18 protein-coding genes and 1 pseudogene are annotated in these 16,657 nt (G+C 40.4%); 4 read left to right on the plus strand and 15 right to left on the minus strand.

Annotated elements, in window-relative coordinates; translation table 11 throughout:
• Nucleotides 1–52: 52 nt before the first annotated feature.
• Nucleotides 53–394 (plus strand): winged helix-turn-helix transcriptional regulator, encoded by a 342-nt coding sequence (locus FS736_RS05720; protein WP_144475391.1) that lies wholly within the window; start codon nt 53–55, stop codon nt 392–394.
• Between the two features lie 30 nt (nt 395–424).
• Here the strand turns inward: FS736_RS05720 and FS736_RS05725 are convergent, their stop codons facing one another.
• Both FS736_RS05725 and FS736_RS05730 read right to left on the minus strand, forming a co-directional pair.
• Nucleotides 425–841 carry a GNAT family N-acetyltransferase gene (locus FS736_RS05725; protein ID WP_144475392.1) on the minus strand — a complete coding sequence of 139 codons (417 nt, stop codon included), beginning with the start codon at nt 839–841 and terminating at the stop codon, nt 425–427.
• Nucleotides 838–1,278, minus strand: a pseudogene (locus FS736_RS05730) (GNAT family N-acetyltransferase). Before FS736_RS05730 ends, FS736_RS05725 begins: the two are co-directional and overlap by 4 nt.
• 212 nt (nt 1,279–1,490) lie before the next feature.
• Here FS736_RS05730 and FS736_RS05735 point away from each other — a divergent pair.
• Complete coding sequence (locus FS736_RS05735; protein ID WP_144475393.1) at nt 1,491–2,378, plus strand: DUF6376 family protein; 888 nt, start codon at nt 1,491–1,493, stop codon at nt 2,376–2,378.
• 108 nt (nt 2,379–2,486) lie between these two features.
• Here the strand turns inward: FS736_RS05735 and FS736_RS05740 are convergent, their stop codons facing one another.
• The gene (locus tag FS736_RS05740) at nt 2,487–3,272 is read right to left on the minus strand and encodes an SDR family oxidoreductase (protein ID WP_144475560.1); all 786 of its coding nucleotides are present in this window, start codon (nt 3,270–3,272) and stop codon (nt 2,487–2,489) included.
• A gap of 14 nt (nt 3,273–3,286) precedes the next feature.
• Nucleotides 3,287–4,141 carry a GRP family sugar transporter gene (locus FS736_RS05745; protein ID WP_144475394.1) on the minus strand — a complete coding sequence of 285 codons (855 nt, stop codon included), beginning with the start codon at nt 4,139–4,141 and terminating at the stop codon, nt 3,287–3,289.
• A gap of 149 nt (nt 4,142–4,290) precedes the next feature.
• Between FS736_RS05745 and FS736_RS05750 the strand changes: the two genes are divergently transcribed.
• Together FS736_RS05750 and FS736_RS05755 are read left to right on the plus strand one after the other, a co-directional pair.
• On the plus strand, nt 4,291–5,238 hold the full coding sequence (locus FS736_RS05750; RefSeq protein WP_144475395.1) for a magnesium transporter CorA family protein: 948 nt from the start codon (nt 4,291–4,293) through the stop codon (nt 5,236–5,238).
• 115 nt (nt 5,239–5,353) lie between these two features.
• On the plus strand, nt 5,354–5,758 hold the full coding sequence (locus FS736_RS05755) for a hypothetical protein (RefSeq protein WP_144475396.1): 405 nt from the start codon (nt 5,354–5,356) through the stop codon (nt 5,756–5,758).
• A gap of 259 nt (nt 5,759–6,017) precedes the next feature.
• Here FS736_RS05755 and FS736_RS05760 read toward each other — a convergent pair whose 3' ends face one another.
• From FS736_RS05760 to FS736_RS05810, 11 genes are all read right to left on the minus strand, one after another.
• Nucleotides 6,018–6,722: a response regulator gene (locus tag FS736_RS05760; protein WP_144475397.1), complete on the minus strand. Its 705-nt coding sequence runs from the start codon at nt 6,720–6,722 to the stop codon at nt 6,018–6,020.
• A gap of 3 nt (nt 6,723–6,725) precedes the next feature.
• Nucleotides 6,726–8,312: an ATP-binding protein gene (locus FS736_RS05765; RefSeq protein ID WP_144475398.1), complete on the minus strand. Its 1,587-nt coding sequence runs from the start codon at nt 8,310–8,312 to the stop codon at nt 6,726–6,728.
• A gap of 71 nt (nt 8,313–8,383) precedes the next feature.
• Nucleotides 8,384–9,910, minus strand: coding sequence for a tripartite tricarboxylate transporter permease (locus FS736_RS05770; RefSeq protein WP_144475399.1), 1,527 nt, complete (start codon nt 9,908–9,910; stop codon nt 8,384–8,386).
• A gap of 36 nt (nt 9,911–9,946) precedes the next feature.
• Entirely contained in the window at nt 9,947–10,402 is a 456-nt protein-coding gene (locus FS736_RS05775) for a tripartite tricarboxylate transporter TctB family protein (RefSeq protein ID WP_144475400.1), read from the minus strand.
• A gap of 53 nt (nt 10,403–10,455) precedes the next feature.
• Nucleotides 10,456–11,481 carry a Bug family tripartite tricarboxylate transporter substrate binding protein gene (locus FS736_RS05780; protein WP_144475401.1) on the minus strand — a complete coding sequence of 342 codons (1,026 nt, stop codon included), beginning with the start codon at nt 11,479–11,481 and terminating at the stop codon, nt 10,456–10,458.
• A gap of 326 nt (nt 11,482–11,807) precedes the next feature.
• Nucleotides 11,808–12,248 (minus strand): hypothetical protein, encoded by a 441-nt coding sequence (locus tag FS736_RS05785; RefSeq protein WP_144475402.1) that lies wholly within the window; start codon nt 12,246–12,248, stop codon nt 11,808–11,810.
• A gap of 469 nt (nt 12,249–12,717) precedes the next feature.
• Nucleotides 12,718–13,593 (minus strand): helix-turn-helix domain-containing protein, encoded by an 876-nt coding sequence (locus tag FS736_RS05790; RefSeq protein WP_144475403.1) that lies wholly within the window; start codon nt 13,591–13,593, stop codon nt 12,718–12,720.
• Nucleotides 13,594–14,051: 458 nt separating this feature from the next.
• Nucleotides 14,052–14,294, minus strand: coding sequence for a hypothetical protein (locus FS736_RS05795; protein WP_144475404.1), 243 nt, complete (start codon nt 14,292–14,294; stop codon nt 14,052–14,054).
• Nucleotides 14,295–14,322: 28 nt separating this feature from the next.
• Nucleotides 14,323–15,033, minus strand: coding sequence for a hypothetical protein (locus tag FS736_RS05800; protein ID WP_144475405.1), 711 nt, complete (start codon nt 15,031–15,033; stop codon nt 14,323–14,325).
• Nucleotides 15,034–15,062: 29 nt separating this feature from the next.
• Nucleotides 15,063–15,803: a hypothetical protein gene (locus tag FS736_RS05805; protein ID WP_144475406.1), complete on the minus strand. Its 741-nt coding sequence runs from the start codon at nt 15,801–15,803 to the stop codon at nt 15,063–15,065.
• A gap of 409 nt (nt 15,804–16,212) precedes the next feature.
• Nucleotides 16,213–16,647 (minus strand): hypothetical protein, encoded by a 435-nt coding sequence (locus FS736_RS05810; protein ID WP_144475407.1) that lies wholly within the window; start codon nt 16,645–16,647, stop codon nt 16,213–16,215.
• Between the last annotated feature and the right edge of the window lie 10 nt (nt 16,648–16,657).

A 16,657-nucleotide genomic window follows, 5' to 3' on the forward strand; every position in this document is an offset into this window, starting at 1 on the left:
GTAAGGTTATAATGACACTACAAATAATCAGAAAGACAAGGAGGGTGTTTTTTTGAAGAAATATAATATACCAGTCGAAGCAGCCCTCGAGGTAATCGGCGGGAAATGGAAAGTCGTCATTCTTTGCCATTTGATCGAAGGCAAGAAACGGACAAGTGAATTAAAAAAACTCATGCCCGGCATCACTCAAAAAATGCTCACACAGCAATTGCGTGAGCTGGAAGAAGATAATGTCATTTTACGGGAGGTCTATAACCAGGTCCCTCCTAAAGTCGAATATTCATTGACAGACTATGGCTGGTCCTTGAAAGGGATTCTCGATTCACTATGCGCCTGGGGAGAACAGCATATTGAGAAAAATCAATCTGCCGAACCGGAAACAAAGGAATTTTAGAGAAACAGCGGAGAGCTCTGCTGTTTCTCTTTATTTCAATTTGAAATAGATGATCTCCGGATCGCCTTCATCCAAATTCTCGACGATACCACTCTCAACAAACCCATTCGCTTCAAATACCTTCTGCATACTGAGATTAGAACGATTGGCAGATGAAAAAACTTTTTCAGTAGGCGAAGTTCGAACCAATTCATTCAACAGTTGGCTTGCATATCCCTTACGTCTTTTTCCAGGTGACACAATCACCAAGGATATAAACGTACATTCAAAAAAGTTCGTATCATAAATAGCAAATCCGGCAGCTTCGTTATTTTCTTTTACAAGAATACAATGTTTCTGCTTAATTGCATTCTCAATCATGTTCCGTCTGCTGGTGTTACCGATCATTTCACTGTCGATTTGGACAATCGCCTGTAAATCTGGCATTTGTGCTGCAACAATATTCATAACGATTCCCCTTTTAATAGGTCCTTTTTTAAATAGAAATGCTTAAATTCCCTTCCCACATTGTCCAATGTCCCATAAACTTCATAACCATTATTTTGATAAAAATCCAGCGCCTGAAAGCTCAGGGTGTCCACCTTAATAAAATCACATTGACTCTCTAACGCGGCTTGTTCAATCTCTGCTAACAATTTCGTTCCATATCCTAACCCTCGAATGTCTTCATCAATCATAAGCGTATGGATCTCCAGCCAGTTTCAGCAGATTTCTCCCAGAATGCCTCCACGGATATTCTCATTCTCATCTAGTAGAATGAGGTTCACTTCTTGGTATCTTCCTCTTAAATCTTCAGGAAAATGGCTTAAGTTATATTCATACAGTTTGTGATTAATCTGGTTTTTGTAGCTTTCGTTCAACTCTTTGGTAATGCGGTAGTTCATTTTACTTCCTCCCCAAACGTTTTCATTTAAAGCTTAACATACGTTTCGTTTATTTTCCCTTTGTCCCATGAGTAAAAAGACTCAAAAAGTGGTAATGCGGTGGTATTTACTTTACATATTTTTCCTATCCCTCTATTATGTAAAAAGTTCCATCTCGGAAAAAGCAATCATGGTAAAAAAGCAATCTTTGAAACTATGGAGGTATTTTAAAAATGAAACTTAAAACGTTGGCCGTTTCCTTACTGACGATGATCACAATGGCAGGCTGCAGCTCCGAGCCCACCGCTGAAAAGAAAGAATCACTTAAGGTTGAACCAGTGGAAGTAACGGAAGAAGACTATCCTGACAAAATCGATGAACTGAACACCAGCCTGGATGAAGGGTTCAGAAATTTAAATGCGGTGGCTGAAGAAGACTCTGGATCCAAAGAACGCGAAAAACGGCTGATTGAACAAGTTGATAACATCGAAAAGACTGTAAACGGTTATAAAGCCATTATCGCCCCTGAAAGATACAAGGAGGTTCATGATCAATATCTATCGGCCATGGAATTTTATACCGAGGGCATTGATACAATTCGCAAAGCCATTGAAAAGAAGGATCAGAAGCTTTGGCAGAAAGGAAATGAGCCCATCAAGGAAGGCTTTAATGTATGGATTGAGGCACACTCCAAGCTCGCGGATTCCGTTCCGGTCGGTGACGGCACGATCACAGCAGCAGACCTGAAACAGCTGGATGCATTGGCTGGCATTGACCGTGATTCAGTGCAGGAGAATATCTCCAAAGACGGAAAAGAATTAGTCGGAAAATGGGGCCTTGCCGGCTCACCCCCTTCCATCGTTCTGAATGCAGATGGCAGCTATGAGGGATATGCAAACGGTACTTACCCTTCAAAGGATCATATGTCAAAAGGAACCTGGAAATACGATTCCGATAAAGGAGCATTGTACTTCACTCATGATGAAGCCTATGCAGACGGAAAACCACTAACCGACTTCCGCAAATCGATGATCATGGGAATCCAATCCTTCAAGGATGGAAACATGAGGTTGCTGGATGTGGAATCGTTGAATGAATTTCTTTATGAAAAGATGGAGTAAATAAAAGGGAGGGAGTTCTTGTGTTGAGAACTCCCTCCCTTTGCTAGCTATGGGCACACACTTCAAGTATGGATCAGATTAGTGATCATCTTTAAACCGTCCCCACCGTTACCCTTTCCCAGCCTGAAACCCAGGATATTGCGTCATGCCGCCATCCGCAAACAGGGTGAGTCCTGTGACGTAGCTAGCTTCGCTCGAGGCGAGCCATACTGCACATGCGGCGATTTCTTCAGGCTTGCCGATATAACCCATCGGAATCAGCTCGATGACTCCTTTTTTCAGTTCAGGGTCATCGAACTTCTCGGCATTAATAGGTGTGTCGATCGCACCCGGCGCTATGCAATTCACCCGAATTCCATGTGGAGCAAATTCGAGTGCGAGCGTTTCGGTCATGAGCTTGACTCCACCTTTGCTGGCTGCATAATGGACAAAATGAGGCCATGGTATTTCCTGATGGACGGATGACATGTTGATGATGGAACCCTTGATTCCATTCTCCAGCATATAGTCAAGAGCTTCCCTGCACCCCAGGAATTGCCCTGTTAAATTGGTGGAAATCACCTTATTCCAGTCTTCGAGGGAGAGATCTTCCGATGGCACTTCATTTTCAATGCCGGCGTTATTGACCATAACATTCAATGACCCGAATGTTTTCACCGCATGATCGATCATCCTTTTGACATCTTCTTCTTTCGTGACATCTCCCTGAATCGCAGTGGCACTGCCGCCCGCTTTTTCAACTTCATCTATAATGGCTTGCACTTCCTGCTCTTCGTTAAAATAGTTAATGACCACCTTTGCTTTCTCAGCGCCGAATCTCACCGCCATTGCCCTTCCGAGACCAGTGGCAGCACCTGTAATCACAACAACTTTTCCTTCAAGACTTGGATACATCATGTCAGCTCCCTTTATCGTTTCGTTACACCCAGTAACACACCGCCTGCAATTATGAGCACACAACCCAGCAGCACTCGCCAAACTTGTTTCTTGCTTTTACGCTCATTTAAAAAGAAAAGCCCGCCAATCGTTGAGATGACAATGCCTGTCTGGGAGAGTGAAAAACTGGTGGCAACCCCGATTCTCGGCAGCGCCAGCAATAACCCCAGATTACCCGTACTCCAGAGGAGCCCGGTTAAGATGTTCCGGACCGCGTACTTGTTGAATGGCTTATCGCGGAACGTCAAAATCAATGCCCCCGTCACCATCCCAATTGCCTGCGGGAGGATGGCGGCCCAACCATCAATGTTGAACCAGCGGATCAAGACCACATATCCAACAAAACCAACAGTTGAAATGAGCAAGACAAGCAGCCCCTTTTTCAGGCTCTTCGTCTCTCCCCTTTCACCTCCTTGTTTAAGCGAAGTGAGCAGAGCCCCTGCAATGATCAGGACAAGCGCCGAGATTCCGACGATGTAATTCATTTTTGTCTGCCATTCTTTAAAAATAAACACTCCGAAAAAAGTGGTCCCGAGCAGCTGTAAGCCTGTCGACATCGGCGCCGTTTTCGCAACACCCAGGTAGCGGACAGCACCGAACTGATTCTTCTGTCCAAGTGACCAAAACAACCCAGAAATAAACCCAACCACCCATACAAGCGTAGGCATGTCCGGGTTTTTGTAAAAAAAGACAGCTAAGGCAAAGATCAAAGCTCCGCCCGTCGTCCCAAGCGTCTGGCTGTCCTCATCACCGCCCAGCTTATTGCTGACAAACACAATACTCCCCCACGAAACCGCCGCAAGCAAAGCTAACAAAATTCCTGACATAAACGCAAACCCCTATCTCATTCGTGACTGTCTTTTACTATTAGACTGAGATAGAAAGGCAAATCTTATTCCGCAAGAATACACCCCAAAATAAAATTGCCGTGACTAACACAAAATAAGTTTAAATCAAATTCAGGAGACAAAAACCGATGCTCGTATACTCAGCAAATAATAAAACAGTTACCAAAAAAGATGAGCTTTCCCTTCCCGACTCCAACGAAGAGATCGCATGGATTCATTTTCATTCATCGAATGCCGATCAATTTGAACCGTTTATCAATCAATTGAACATCCATCCTTTAGCGTTGAAAGGACTGCGCGAATTCAGTGATATTCCAAAGATTGATGTTTTTAAAAATGAGGCGATCATTTCGTTAATTGCAATCCAGCCGGATTACTCTCGAGTGAAAATCACGATATTGGTTGGCCATAACTATGTGGTATCAAAGGCTGAAAAGGACCTTTATCTCGCAAAAAATTTGGAGAAACCTTTTATTGAAAATCCACAGCAGATGTCCCATGTGGGAATGGTTCTTTTTCACATACTCGATGAAACAATTGCCCAGGATTTAGAAATGATTGATCAGATATCAGATGAAATCCAAAGTTTGGAGAAGAGGGTTTTTAAAGATCCCTTTGAGAACAAAATTGCCAGAAGTGTATACCGGTGGAAAGCAACCCTGCATGAATTAAGACAAACGATCGAGGCACAAGAGGATGTAATGGAGACGATTAGTTCCGACAAATTCCCGTTCACGAATGAGGAATCAGGCTATTTCATTAAAAGCCTGAACAATAATTATGCTCGGATCGTTAGCGCTCTCGACACCTTCAAGGAAAGTTTAAACAGCATTTTCAATTTACAAATGACGCTCAAAGCCGACCATTCCAATACAATCATGAAGACGCTCACTCTCGTAAGTGTCATATTTTTGCCTATGACGTTCCTGGCCGGTTTATATGGAATGAACTTTGAAATCATTCCCGAATTGAAGTGGAAGTTCGGCTATCTTTACGCACTGATCCTCATGCTTGTGACGGGGTTATCCATTGCCTTATACTTCCGAAAAAAAGGCTGGTGGGGGAAAGGAGAGTAATAGTCCAATCTTGAGCTATGAAGTTCTAGAACCATCGGATGCCAATTTTCATTATTCTTGCAAATCTTGTGTTACAATGCTTGAAAGGAATGTTCCATAAAGGAGGACGGGTGAAATGGCGTTTTTTATTTCCCTTATTTTCATTGTGATTTCCGTGTTCATTTCCCTTATTTTTAAAAATGAGCTCGAGCGGATGTTTCTGAAAGGAAAAGAGTTTTTCCCCTTTCACATATGCAATGTCCTAATCACCTTGATGGTCGCATTCGCCTCCCAGGCTGTTATGACAATCTATGTTTTCGAACACCAATTCCATATCATCCGAGATGTGCTGATCCTGATCGCCATCATTTTGCCTGTTTATATCTCTGGACATTTAGCCTTTGAAAAATACAAATTCGTCTTCCGCAAATTCTCCGCTTCCGATAACGGAAAAGTGCTGGTACTGAACGAAAAGTACTTAAAAAAGAAAAAACGGTTCAAAAACCTTGAACACTATAATGCTATTTCCAAGGAAAAGTAAATAATCGCCTGCCAAAAACGAAAATGCCAGCAACATTAGCCGGCATTTTCGTTTTTTCGATCACTTTTTAAATTAATTTGGCGAATTTTTAATTATTTCGACCACATTTTGGGTTTATTCGACCACATTTTGATTTATTTCGACCACATTTTCGAATAATTCGACCAGGTGAGGAATATTCACCAAATTGTCAGCTTTTATCAACATCAAAATATACAAAAGGACATGCAGTCCTTCCGCATGTCCCTGTTTGTTTTCATTACCCTATACTCATATAGACCCGTTCCGGCCGCCCAACAGTGCCGTATGTTAAATCCGCTTCAATTTTTTCGATGGATACGAGATGTTCCAGGTAACGTCTGGCGGTTGTCCGGCTGACGCCGATTTCTTTTGCGACGCTTTCCGCCGTAAGTCCCGCTCCACCCTTGCCAATGACCTCCATGACTTTTTCAAGTGTCAGCGGGTCGATTCCTTTTGGAAGGTATGATTTTTCATTATTCAATTCATTCATTTCTTTCCGCAGCAGTTTATCGACTTGCTGCTGTGTCACGACAGGATTGGCTTTACCTAATTGCGATAATTTTTCATGATAATCCTGATATCTCAGCAGGGATTGCTTGAATCGTTCAAACACTAAAGGCTTGATAATATAATCGAAGACTCCAATACTGATCGCTTCTTGTACTTTTTCGATTTCCCTCGTGGCCGTGATCATGATGACATCGGTTTGTTTTGAATGCAGCTTGAGTTCCCTCAACAATTCGAGGCCGTTCATATCTGGAAAATAAACATCGAGCAAAAGCAAATCCGGCTTCAAAATATCGATTAAGGTTATAGCGTCTACATAACCGGCTGCAATCCCGACGGCCTGAAACCCTTCAATCTTTTCAATGAACCGCTTTTGGATTTCGGCTATCCTTAAATCATCCTCGACGATTAGAACTTCAATGTCCTTTTTCCCCATCGTTCATTTCCCCCTGCTTTTTGGTATCGCCACAGTGAAAATTGTGCCTTCCCCCGGATTAGATGAAAAGGTGATGTATCCACCTAATTGATTTATCGCGTTTTGCACAAGGCTTAGACCAATACCTGAATTACTGTTGCTGTTCTTCGTTGTAAAACCTTCTTGAAAAATGTGTTCGTTGTTTTCACTTTCTATCCCTTGCCCGTTATCTTCGACTTCAATGATCAGCTCTTTGCCAAGATCGGTCAGGAACAGCATGACCCTTTTTTCGGCTTTCCCGTTCTCCCTGACCGCTTCAAATGCATTATTGACCAGGTTCCCAATAATCGTCACCAAGTGATCTCTGTCAATTTCATTTGGCACATCTTTAAAGCTGCTCTCCCTGTCAATTGTAAAATCAACCTTCAATTCGCTTGCCAGGCTGAACTTTCCAAGGACGAAGGCAGCAATGATAGGGTCTGGCACTTCCTTCATTAAAAATTGAATGAATCCCTGGGCTACATCGACTTCCTTAGAAATGAAGTCGATGGCTTCCTTGTAAGAGCCGAGCTGAATCAGGCCAAGGAGAGTATAAAGCCGGTTGGAATATTCATGGGTCTGGGCACGCAACCCCTCCGCATAGGCTTTTACATGCGACAATTCCTGCAGTAAATTCGCCAACTCCGACTTGCTCCGGAAGCTTGCGACTGCCCCGATCACATCCCCTTTCTTATTAAAGATAGGTATTCTATTCGCTAAATATATTTCTCCTAAAATCATAATCTCCTTATCGTACTCTGCTTGTCCTGTTGCAACGACTGAAAGAAGATGCGTATTCTCCAACACCTCATCGATTCTTTTTCCGCGAAGAAGGATTTCATTCGGCACCCTCAATATCTTGTGAGCGTTTTCATTCACGACCGTGATGCGACCATCGGTATCAATGGCAATGATGCCTTCATGAATGGATTCTAATATGGCGTGTTTCTCCTGATACATCCAGGCAATTTCTTTTGGTTCAAGACCGAACAGAGCCTTTTTTATATTCAACGTGATCAGGAAGGCCACCATTAAGCCTCCTATTAAAATAAGAAACGTAGCAGTGAACATTTTTTTCTGTATAGCTGAGATTTCCTTTTCGATATCGGTCTGAAGATATCCTACAGACACCACGCCAACAACTTCTCCCTTGCTGAAGATTGGCGCTTTTCCCCTTAGAGAAGGGCCCAATGTCCCAACAGATTCGGAAATAACAGCTTCTCCGTTAAAGACACGGCCATTATCGCCACCGACCATTTTTTGTCCTAATCGAACTGGATTGGGGTGAGAATAACGTACCTCATCCCTGTTGCCAACCACAATGAATTCTGCTCCTACCTGTTTCCGGATCCTTTCAGCAATCGGCTGAATAACAGCAGCTGGATCATTCTCGTAAAAAGCTTCTTCAATTTCTGGCATATTGGCAATGGATTCCGCCACAGCCAGCGCTTTAGAGCCAATTTCCTTCTTCATGTTCGTCTCGAGAATATTTTTGAAAGTGATTTCGAAAATACCGCCAATTAAGAGAATAAGGATCACAATTAAGAGCATTAATTTAGAATGCAGCCTCACATCAACACCTCTATCCTCATTATAGTAAAAAAACTCCTTATAGAAAGGAGTTTTTTTACTATTTAAACTATTTAACCTTCTATATTGATAATGACTTCTTTCCCTCGCCTTTTCATTAAGAACGGAATCACTAGCCATAGGAGAGTGATTAGGAGAAAAGCGAGAGAAATTGGCCGTGATACAAAGATACTAAAATCTCCATTGGAAATCGTCAATGCTCTGCGCAGGTTATTCTCAACCATCGGCCCTAGCACCAACCCGAGAACAAGCGGAGCAATGGGATAATCATTTTTACTCAGGAAATAGCCGAAAATTCCACATGCCAGTAACAGCAAAAGATCATTTGTTGATACCTGGACAGCATAAACACCAAAAATCGAGATGGCAATAATGATTGGGATCAGGAATTGTTTTGGTGTTTGGATAATCTTCGCAAACACTTTTACGAGCGGAAGATTCAAGACCAACAGCATGACATTGCCGATAAACATACTGGCAATCAGTCCCCATGCTACCTGCGGATGGTCCTCGAATAATAACGGACCGGGCTGGACGTTATACATCATCAGGGCTCCCATTAAAATAGCCGTCGTCCCTGAACCTGGAATCCCTAATGTCAATAACGGGATCAGCGCACCGCCGGACGCGGCATTATTCGCCGATTCCGGTGCTGCCACACCTGCAATGGTCCCTGTTCCGAATTTTGAAGGAGTTTTCGAGATCTTTTTTTCTAAAATATAAGAAAAGAAGGATGCGAGAGTCGCCCCTGCTCCCGGCAAGATCCCAACAAAGAAGCCTAATATGGAACCACGTGCAATCGGTGCAGCAGATTCTTTTAACTCAGCCTTTGAAGGCAGCAAGTTATTAATCCTCGCGATTTCTCCCTCTTCTTCATCTTTTTCCAAAATCGTCTTAAAAACCTCACCAAGCGCGAACAGTCCTACGGCGATCGTCAGGAACTCTATCCCCTGATAAAGCCACGGAACATTAAAGGTGAATCTGGCAATACCTGAAACACTATCAATACCAATTGTCCCAAGCAACAATCCAGTAACGGTCATGATCAATGCCTTTGTCACTGATTTTCCGGCCAGGCCGCTGACAGCTCCAAGTCCTAAAAGCATCAATGAAAAGTATTCTGCTGGACCAAATTTTATCGCCACCGATGATAGTGGCTTGGCCAATGCAATAAGGGCGAAAAGCGTAACGATCCCGGCGACAAAGGAACCAATTGCCGCAATCGATAAGGCACTGCCTGCTCTCCCCTTTTTGGCCATCTGGTAACCGTCCAGCGTTGTGACCACCGAAGAGGATTCTCCTGGTGTGTTCAATAGAATCGAGGTGGTTGAACCTCCATACATGGCTCCATAATAGACTCCCGCAAGTAAAATGATCGCACTGGTGGCAGCGGATTCCGGCGGCAGCCAGCCAGTAGCTGATGCGGTTACAGGAATAAGCAGCGCTACTCCACTCATCGGCCCAATCCCCGGAAGAACGCCAACTGCTGTCCCAATCAAGACTCCAATGAAGGCAAATATGAGATTATACCAAATAAAAGCTGTTCCAAAGCCTTGAAATAAATATTCAAGTGTACTCAAAATTCTACAACCTCCAGCGGAAAGGCTGCTCCAAAACTATGAAAGCCAAATTGGCCATCCTGGCAGCGTTCCTTTTAATACTTCTACATACATAAAATAAACAAATCCGGAAAAACAAGCAGATATGATAAGGGAAGTCATCACCTTAGTGCGTTCCATCGTTTGAAAACAAACAAATAAAAATAAAAACGTTGTGATGACGTACCCGATTGTTTCCAATGTCAAAATATAAACCAATGTAGCGAAAAAAATGATCAAGAAAGGTTTATACAGTAATTTTTCTTTCGAACTTTGCTGGGTTTTTGCTACCATGGTTTCATAAAACAAACGAATGCTTAACAGAACAAGAATGATACCAAGTAATAAAGGAAAAATATCAGGACCAACGGAGCTGCCATATGATGAACTCGCAAGCTGTCTGCTCCCAACAATAAAAAGAACACCTGTAGCCAAAAATAGTATCGAGGCAATCCGATCGAATTGAATACTCATTGCTTACTCCTTTCAAGAATGGGGGAAGGGAGGAAAACCCTCCCCCTTTTTGGTTACTTCTGCATGCCCAGGACTTCTAATAATTGCTGAACCTGGCCTTCCTGGTCTTCCAGGAACTTTTTGAAATCTTCGCCATTCTTATAATCAAGATCCCAGCCCTGCGTCTCTACTTCTTTCTTCCACTCTGGGGAGTTTGCGAGCTTTTCAAGTGATTTCTCCCAATAAGCTTTTGCATCATCAGACATTTTTTCAGGACCAAACACACCGCGCCAAATCGTAAATTCAGCTTCCACTCCCTGTTCTTTTGCTGTTGGAACATCTTTGAAATCACCTGCTAAACGTTCCGCAGAAGTGACCGCCAATACCCTTACCTTGCCAGCCTTCAAGAATTCCTTAACACTGGAAGCGTCCGTACCAATGACATCAGCGTTACCGCCAAGCAGAGCAGTAATCGCTTCTCCGCCGCCATCATAAGAAACATATTTCACTTTAGTCGGATCAACGCCATATTTATAAGCTGGCAGGATAGAAATCAGATGGTCCATCGAACCAGGCGCAGATCCGCCGGCAAATGTAAGTTTACTAGGATCCTTTTTTACCTCTTCCAAAACAGATTTCAGGTCTTTGAATTTCGAGTCCTCTTTTACAACAATGGCTCCATAATCTTTTGTCAGCTGGGCCAATGGCGTTGTATTTTTGACCCCATATGGGCTGTTCCCTTCTTTTTTCAGATTGTTGATGATAATCGGAGGTGAATTGACAAAAAGCATCTCATTATTTTCTGCCTGCGCCGTAGCATATTCAGCCATAAACACAGCACCGCCGCCACCCGGCTTATTCTCCACTGTCATAGGCTGTTTCACAATCTTTGTTTCACTCAGTACCTTTGTCAATGAACGGGCAGTTAAATCCCATCCGCCGCCAGCTCCAGATGGCGCCACCACCGTAATAGCTTTAGTAGGATAATCTGAACCTTCCTTTTTAGCAGAGGATGCTGGAGCATCACTGCTGCAAGCACCCAGGCTAACCGCCAGTGCACCAGCACAAAAAACCGCAGAGATTTTTTTCATAGAAAACATTTTAACTCCCCCTTGTAAGCGTTTTCTTAATTTTACAAAGTTTTTGAAAATAGGAAAGATTATTCATTTAAACAGCATTAAAAACTTAGTTAACATTTTGTTCATTTTGTTCACGGGGGTTAATTTGGTCATTTTATTAAAATACATTCCTTAAAGAAAACAAGATGCCTCCTCTAATACCGAGGGGCATCCTGTTTTCACATATATCAAACGCCGTTTCACCATTTGAATTACAAGCCAGATTGGCTAAACAAACCGTGGAGACTTCCGCTGGCCAAATCTTTTTTACTAATTATCATTAGCTGGCTCTATCCCTTGAAACAATACTAATCTTCCAAATAATCCCCATACTTTTCATTTAATTCACCAATCATTTTTTTATGTGCTCTTGAATGAACTTTTTCGTAATGCTTAGTTTCTCTATCCTCAAGTCTATGTCTTTCGTTATTATCCTTTTCAAAAGCAAACTTCCCCATAACCACTCCTTGAATGTTGAAAGAACCTACAGCAGGTCCTTTTTCCGAATCATTCGGTTCGAGAAATAGCATGTATTGTTTATTATCTTCCATCGGTAAATAACCACTTACACTTAATATCTGATCATGATTTTCATCAAAAGCACTGGTTTCTAATATAGACACTTCTTGATTTTTTTCTATTTTCCGTCCTGTATTATTTTTTAATGACTGATTCAACCTTAAAATCTGAAACTGTAAAATAATAATTCGGAAATCCTTCCTCATCTCTATCGATAATTGATTCTCCACTTATTTTTTTCCCAATTAAATTTAAGGAGTTTGTTTTTCCATATCATCCAAAAATTCATAAGAATCCTGCAGTTTTCCTTCAGATACTACTACATTAGTTAAATCTTTATTACTGTACACATATCCCTCCTACTACTAGAGCCCCTATTAATATTAGTTTTTTCATTAGTGCTCCTCCTAATATGCATAAATCGAATTTATACCATTATAGTCATCCGTTTGAGGGTAGATACAGTTATACCAACCATCTGTTTGCTAATGTCCTAAAGTCTTAACGGCAGTTCTAAGGTTTCAATAAAGAATCGAGAGTTCTTATTTTAATAAACATTTGCATTAAAAAAGCTAGAGTAAATAAAACCCTAGCTTCCGCTTGTTCGATCTATTTATAACCACATTTCTTCGGATAAAAGGACATCCCCATTCCTTCCAAAATGAATCACAGCCCACGGTGTCTTCTTTCACAAGACCACTAAGTATATTGATGAAGTTTATCAAGAACTGTTTTGACATAATGCTCTTTCCCATTCATAGCAAAAAGCATACACGCTTTATCCATTAGTTCCTTGCCTTCATGAATGGCTTTTTCCTCTAAAAGTATTAACCCCTTCTGATACAGCAATTCTCCTAGCAAGTAATTAGATTCATTGTCTAACGCCAATTTTATTCCCTTTTCCGCAATCAGTATAGCCTCCATGTTTTCATTCAGATTATAATACACTTTACTCAAGTTGTAATAGATTTTTATCAATATCGTAAAGCCAATCGGATATAACAAATTCTTTGAAATATTTAATGCTTCGAGGAAATATAATACGGCTTGCTCCCACTCTCCCTCTTCACCATACATGATGCCAATACTATTCATGATTTGAATATCCTGTTTCGTCTTCTGAAATGAGCACTTAAGATTCAATGCATTCATTAACAAGTTAATAGCTTTAGAAAAATCATCTTCTAAGTAATATGTATAAACTCCTTTATGCCAATATAAGAATTGAACCTCCTCAAGTTTTTTAAAAGACGGATGTTTTTCTAATCGTCTAATTAATTTTTTTACCTCAACATACTCTTTTTTCTTTGTGTACTCTCTAATTTTCATTTTAGAATGCTCTACAAATTCATATTGTTCTTTACAGATTTGGTTAATAAAATAGTTTGGATCCATCCCAAGCCTATTGGCGATTTTAACCAAAGTATCTATATAAGGGCTTATTTCGCCTTTTTCTATTTTGCTGATTTGTGATTGACTGCAAATTCCTTCTGCTAGTTCTTTTTGGGTTACATTTAGCTTTACTCTAATTGTATGGATTGTATCACCAAGGTTTTTGAAATTGAATTCATTCATAATCTTGACTCCTTCCCATCATCTCAGAGTTTCTTTACCATTTTCCTTCTTCAAGAATATTTGGAAATATATTACTTTAACAATAATCATATAACACCTTTCATCCAGAAGAAAGGTGTCTTTTCTATTATTAGAAAAATTTCTTCTAAAATAAAATATTCTTATATGAATAAAGAACTATAAAAATCATCGCATTTTTACAAATTATTGAATTTCATCAATTACATATTACTATGTTGCACCATCTAAGTTTCTTAACACTATGCTATATTTCAATTAGGAGGGATAAAAATGAAAAACTTATCAAAGATTATTGTAGGACTAACTCTTATAGGCCTTATTACTTTAAACGGAATTAATATTGATATCATCGTTTTAGATCCATTGTATGACTTGCCTTTTGAACATTAAAAAACCACATAAAATAAGGCTGAACCAAGATGGTTCAGCCTTATTTTTTATGAAGTTCTTCTTGCTTTAACAGCAATAATTAGTGCACTAGCCAACAGTGCAATATGCATGGAATATAAAACTACTGAGTATTTCGAATCAACAACAGACACAGCTGCCAATGTAGAACTCGAAAGGAGAACCAATACAACAATATTTAATCTGATTTTTTTTTTGTTCCTGTTCCTGATTAACAAAAATAATATAAGACTAATAGAAATTGCATAAATGATGATTAATAATGTTTCCATACGGTGATTTCTCCTTTCTTGTTTGATTTTACCAGTTAAGATAGAAACAAGTTGCAATAGCACCAGTACTCATTCCAAGAGCTACTGCGAGACATGGCAGGCAGAGGACTCCAGTGAGACAAGCAATAGCGCAAATATTACCTAATTGCCAGCCAACAATAGAAGGGAGACCCAAACATTTGACGAACCCGCTAAAACTAAAGCCCATAGTGGAAATAGCCCCATCCTGGCTGTCAAAGTACTCTGCTGCTGTATAAAACGTTTCATCAGTCACTTCGTTGAAAGTTTCCTCACCATTAATATATGCAATTGTTTGGAAAGTATCAATCTCAGATTTCTGGATTAATATCTCTGAATAAGATTCCACTTTTCCTGGCTTTAGGAAATGCAGAGCTACATTGCTTATTTCATGGTGGCTTTCGCTAGATACAGGAATCGTTACAGAATGAAAGTCATTTTCCTTATAAGTAAATACTTTAGCATTCTCAAAATCTAATTCAGTAGAATAGATTTTAACTTGTCCTTTTTGAATTTGTTTCTCTGCTCTTTTAACCCATTTACTCTTTTCCTTCTTATCCGTAACCTCAACAAGTTTTTCTAATTGATATTTCACAGAATCCTCCAGCTGCGCAAGAGGATCATCTGATGTTACCTCAGCATTTACTTGACTTTGAGGGGTTGACATAGAAACAAATAGTAAAACAACTAATGAAACTAGAAAACTTTTCTTAAGCCACACTATTTTCCAACTCCTTAATTATGATAATGTTAATCCCAATATTGACCTAGACAAGCCAGTGCTGTACCACCCGTTACACCAATCGCTGCTGTGACACAGACAACACATGCAGTCCCCAAAGTGATTACACACGTTGCTCCACAAATGTACGATAACCATCTTGCTGCCATTCCTGAAATACCAAGACAATCACCGACTTTATTCCAATCCACACCTAGAGCGCCTATTTGTCCAGTTGAATTTTCCCGAACTTCTTTTTCAGTCATGAATGGATCCTCTGTAAGCTCGTTAATCTGTTCTTTTCCGTTAACATTCAAAAGGATATGGAAAGTATCTTGTTCTGACCTCTTAAATTCCATTTCTGTATAGGTTTGCAGCTTTTTAGTTTTTTCATTAAAATAAATGGACACATTGCTGACCTCGTGATGGTTACTACTTACAATCGGTATTCCAACAGCAACATAAGGACTATTGTCGATTTTATAAACTTTAGCAGTTCCATAGGAAAGATGCTCTTCCTTGACACTTACTTTTTTTGTCCCGATGACCTGCATAGCACGTTTTGTCCAAAAGGATTTGTCTTTACCATTTGTAACTTCACTGATTTTCTCTAAGCTTTCTAGTAACTTAGAATTCGGATCTTGTTTTATCTGATCACCGCTTTCTCTTGGCACATCAGTCGTTGCTTTTACAGTTAAGCCTTCCACATTCATGCTGAATAACAGAATAGTTGTCAGTGTGAGTAAAAATACTTTTTTCATTACATTCATTTACTTACTTCCCCCTTTTCCATTTTCTTCATATGGTACATTTCTACCATACGTAAATTAATCAAATAATCCGAACCTTCCTATTGCTCTTGTGTCATTTCAATTTCTTTTTTCTACTTTATATACTTCATATTACGGAAAGGCTTACCCTTTTATAGTTTTATAGGAATATTTCCCACTTAAATCATTATCACCACTTCTTGTATAAACTCGAGTAAAACAACTCATTATTTCTAAAAGACACATTAATCTTGAACCTGTAAATAATAAAAAGGATCCCTTTTCAGCTAAGGAATCCTTCATATAATATTAAGAGGTAACGAATGAGATACATTGATAATCCTTATGTTCTCACAAAAGATAGTATTCTGAACGATGCATGGATTAATTCTAGGCAACCGATAAGGATTTAAAGCCTTTTATGATAATCCAGGTCGATATCAATGCTATCCAATGCCGGATCATCAAAAGGATGCATTTTTCTTTTATAGTACTTCACACTTTTCCCGTTGACGGCTTCTTCGTAAAGGGTGAGGAACCTAGTGACCGGGGTTTCTGGCATATCCAATTCCGGTTCGGTTGTATAGCTGAGGAGGTCCTCCTTTTTTGACTCCGCAAAATCATGGATCAGGTCGCTTTTAAAGCCATGTTTCTCGTAAGTCCTGATGATTTCCACCAGCTGCTTGATTCTTGTTTCCGCCGGAAGGCCAAGGTGATACTCCACTCCTTCTCCTCCATCTGGATACAGAACCTTGCTTGTTTCAATTAGCTCCCAGCCTTCTTCAATCAGCCGATTCACACGATTAATCTCTGTATGCACAAAAATCTTCAAATATTGCTTCATGCGAGGCACC

This window comes from Cytobacillus oceanisediminis 2691, from assembly GCF_007678455.1.
GTDB classification, from domain to species: domain Bacteria; phylum Bacillota; class Bacilli; order Bacillales; family Cytobacillaceae; genus Mesobacillus; species Mesobacillus oceanisediminis_A.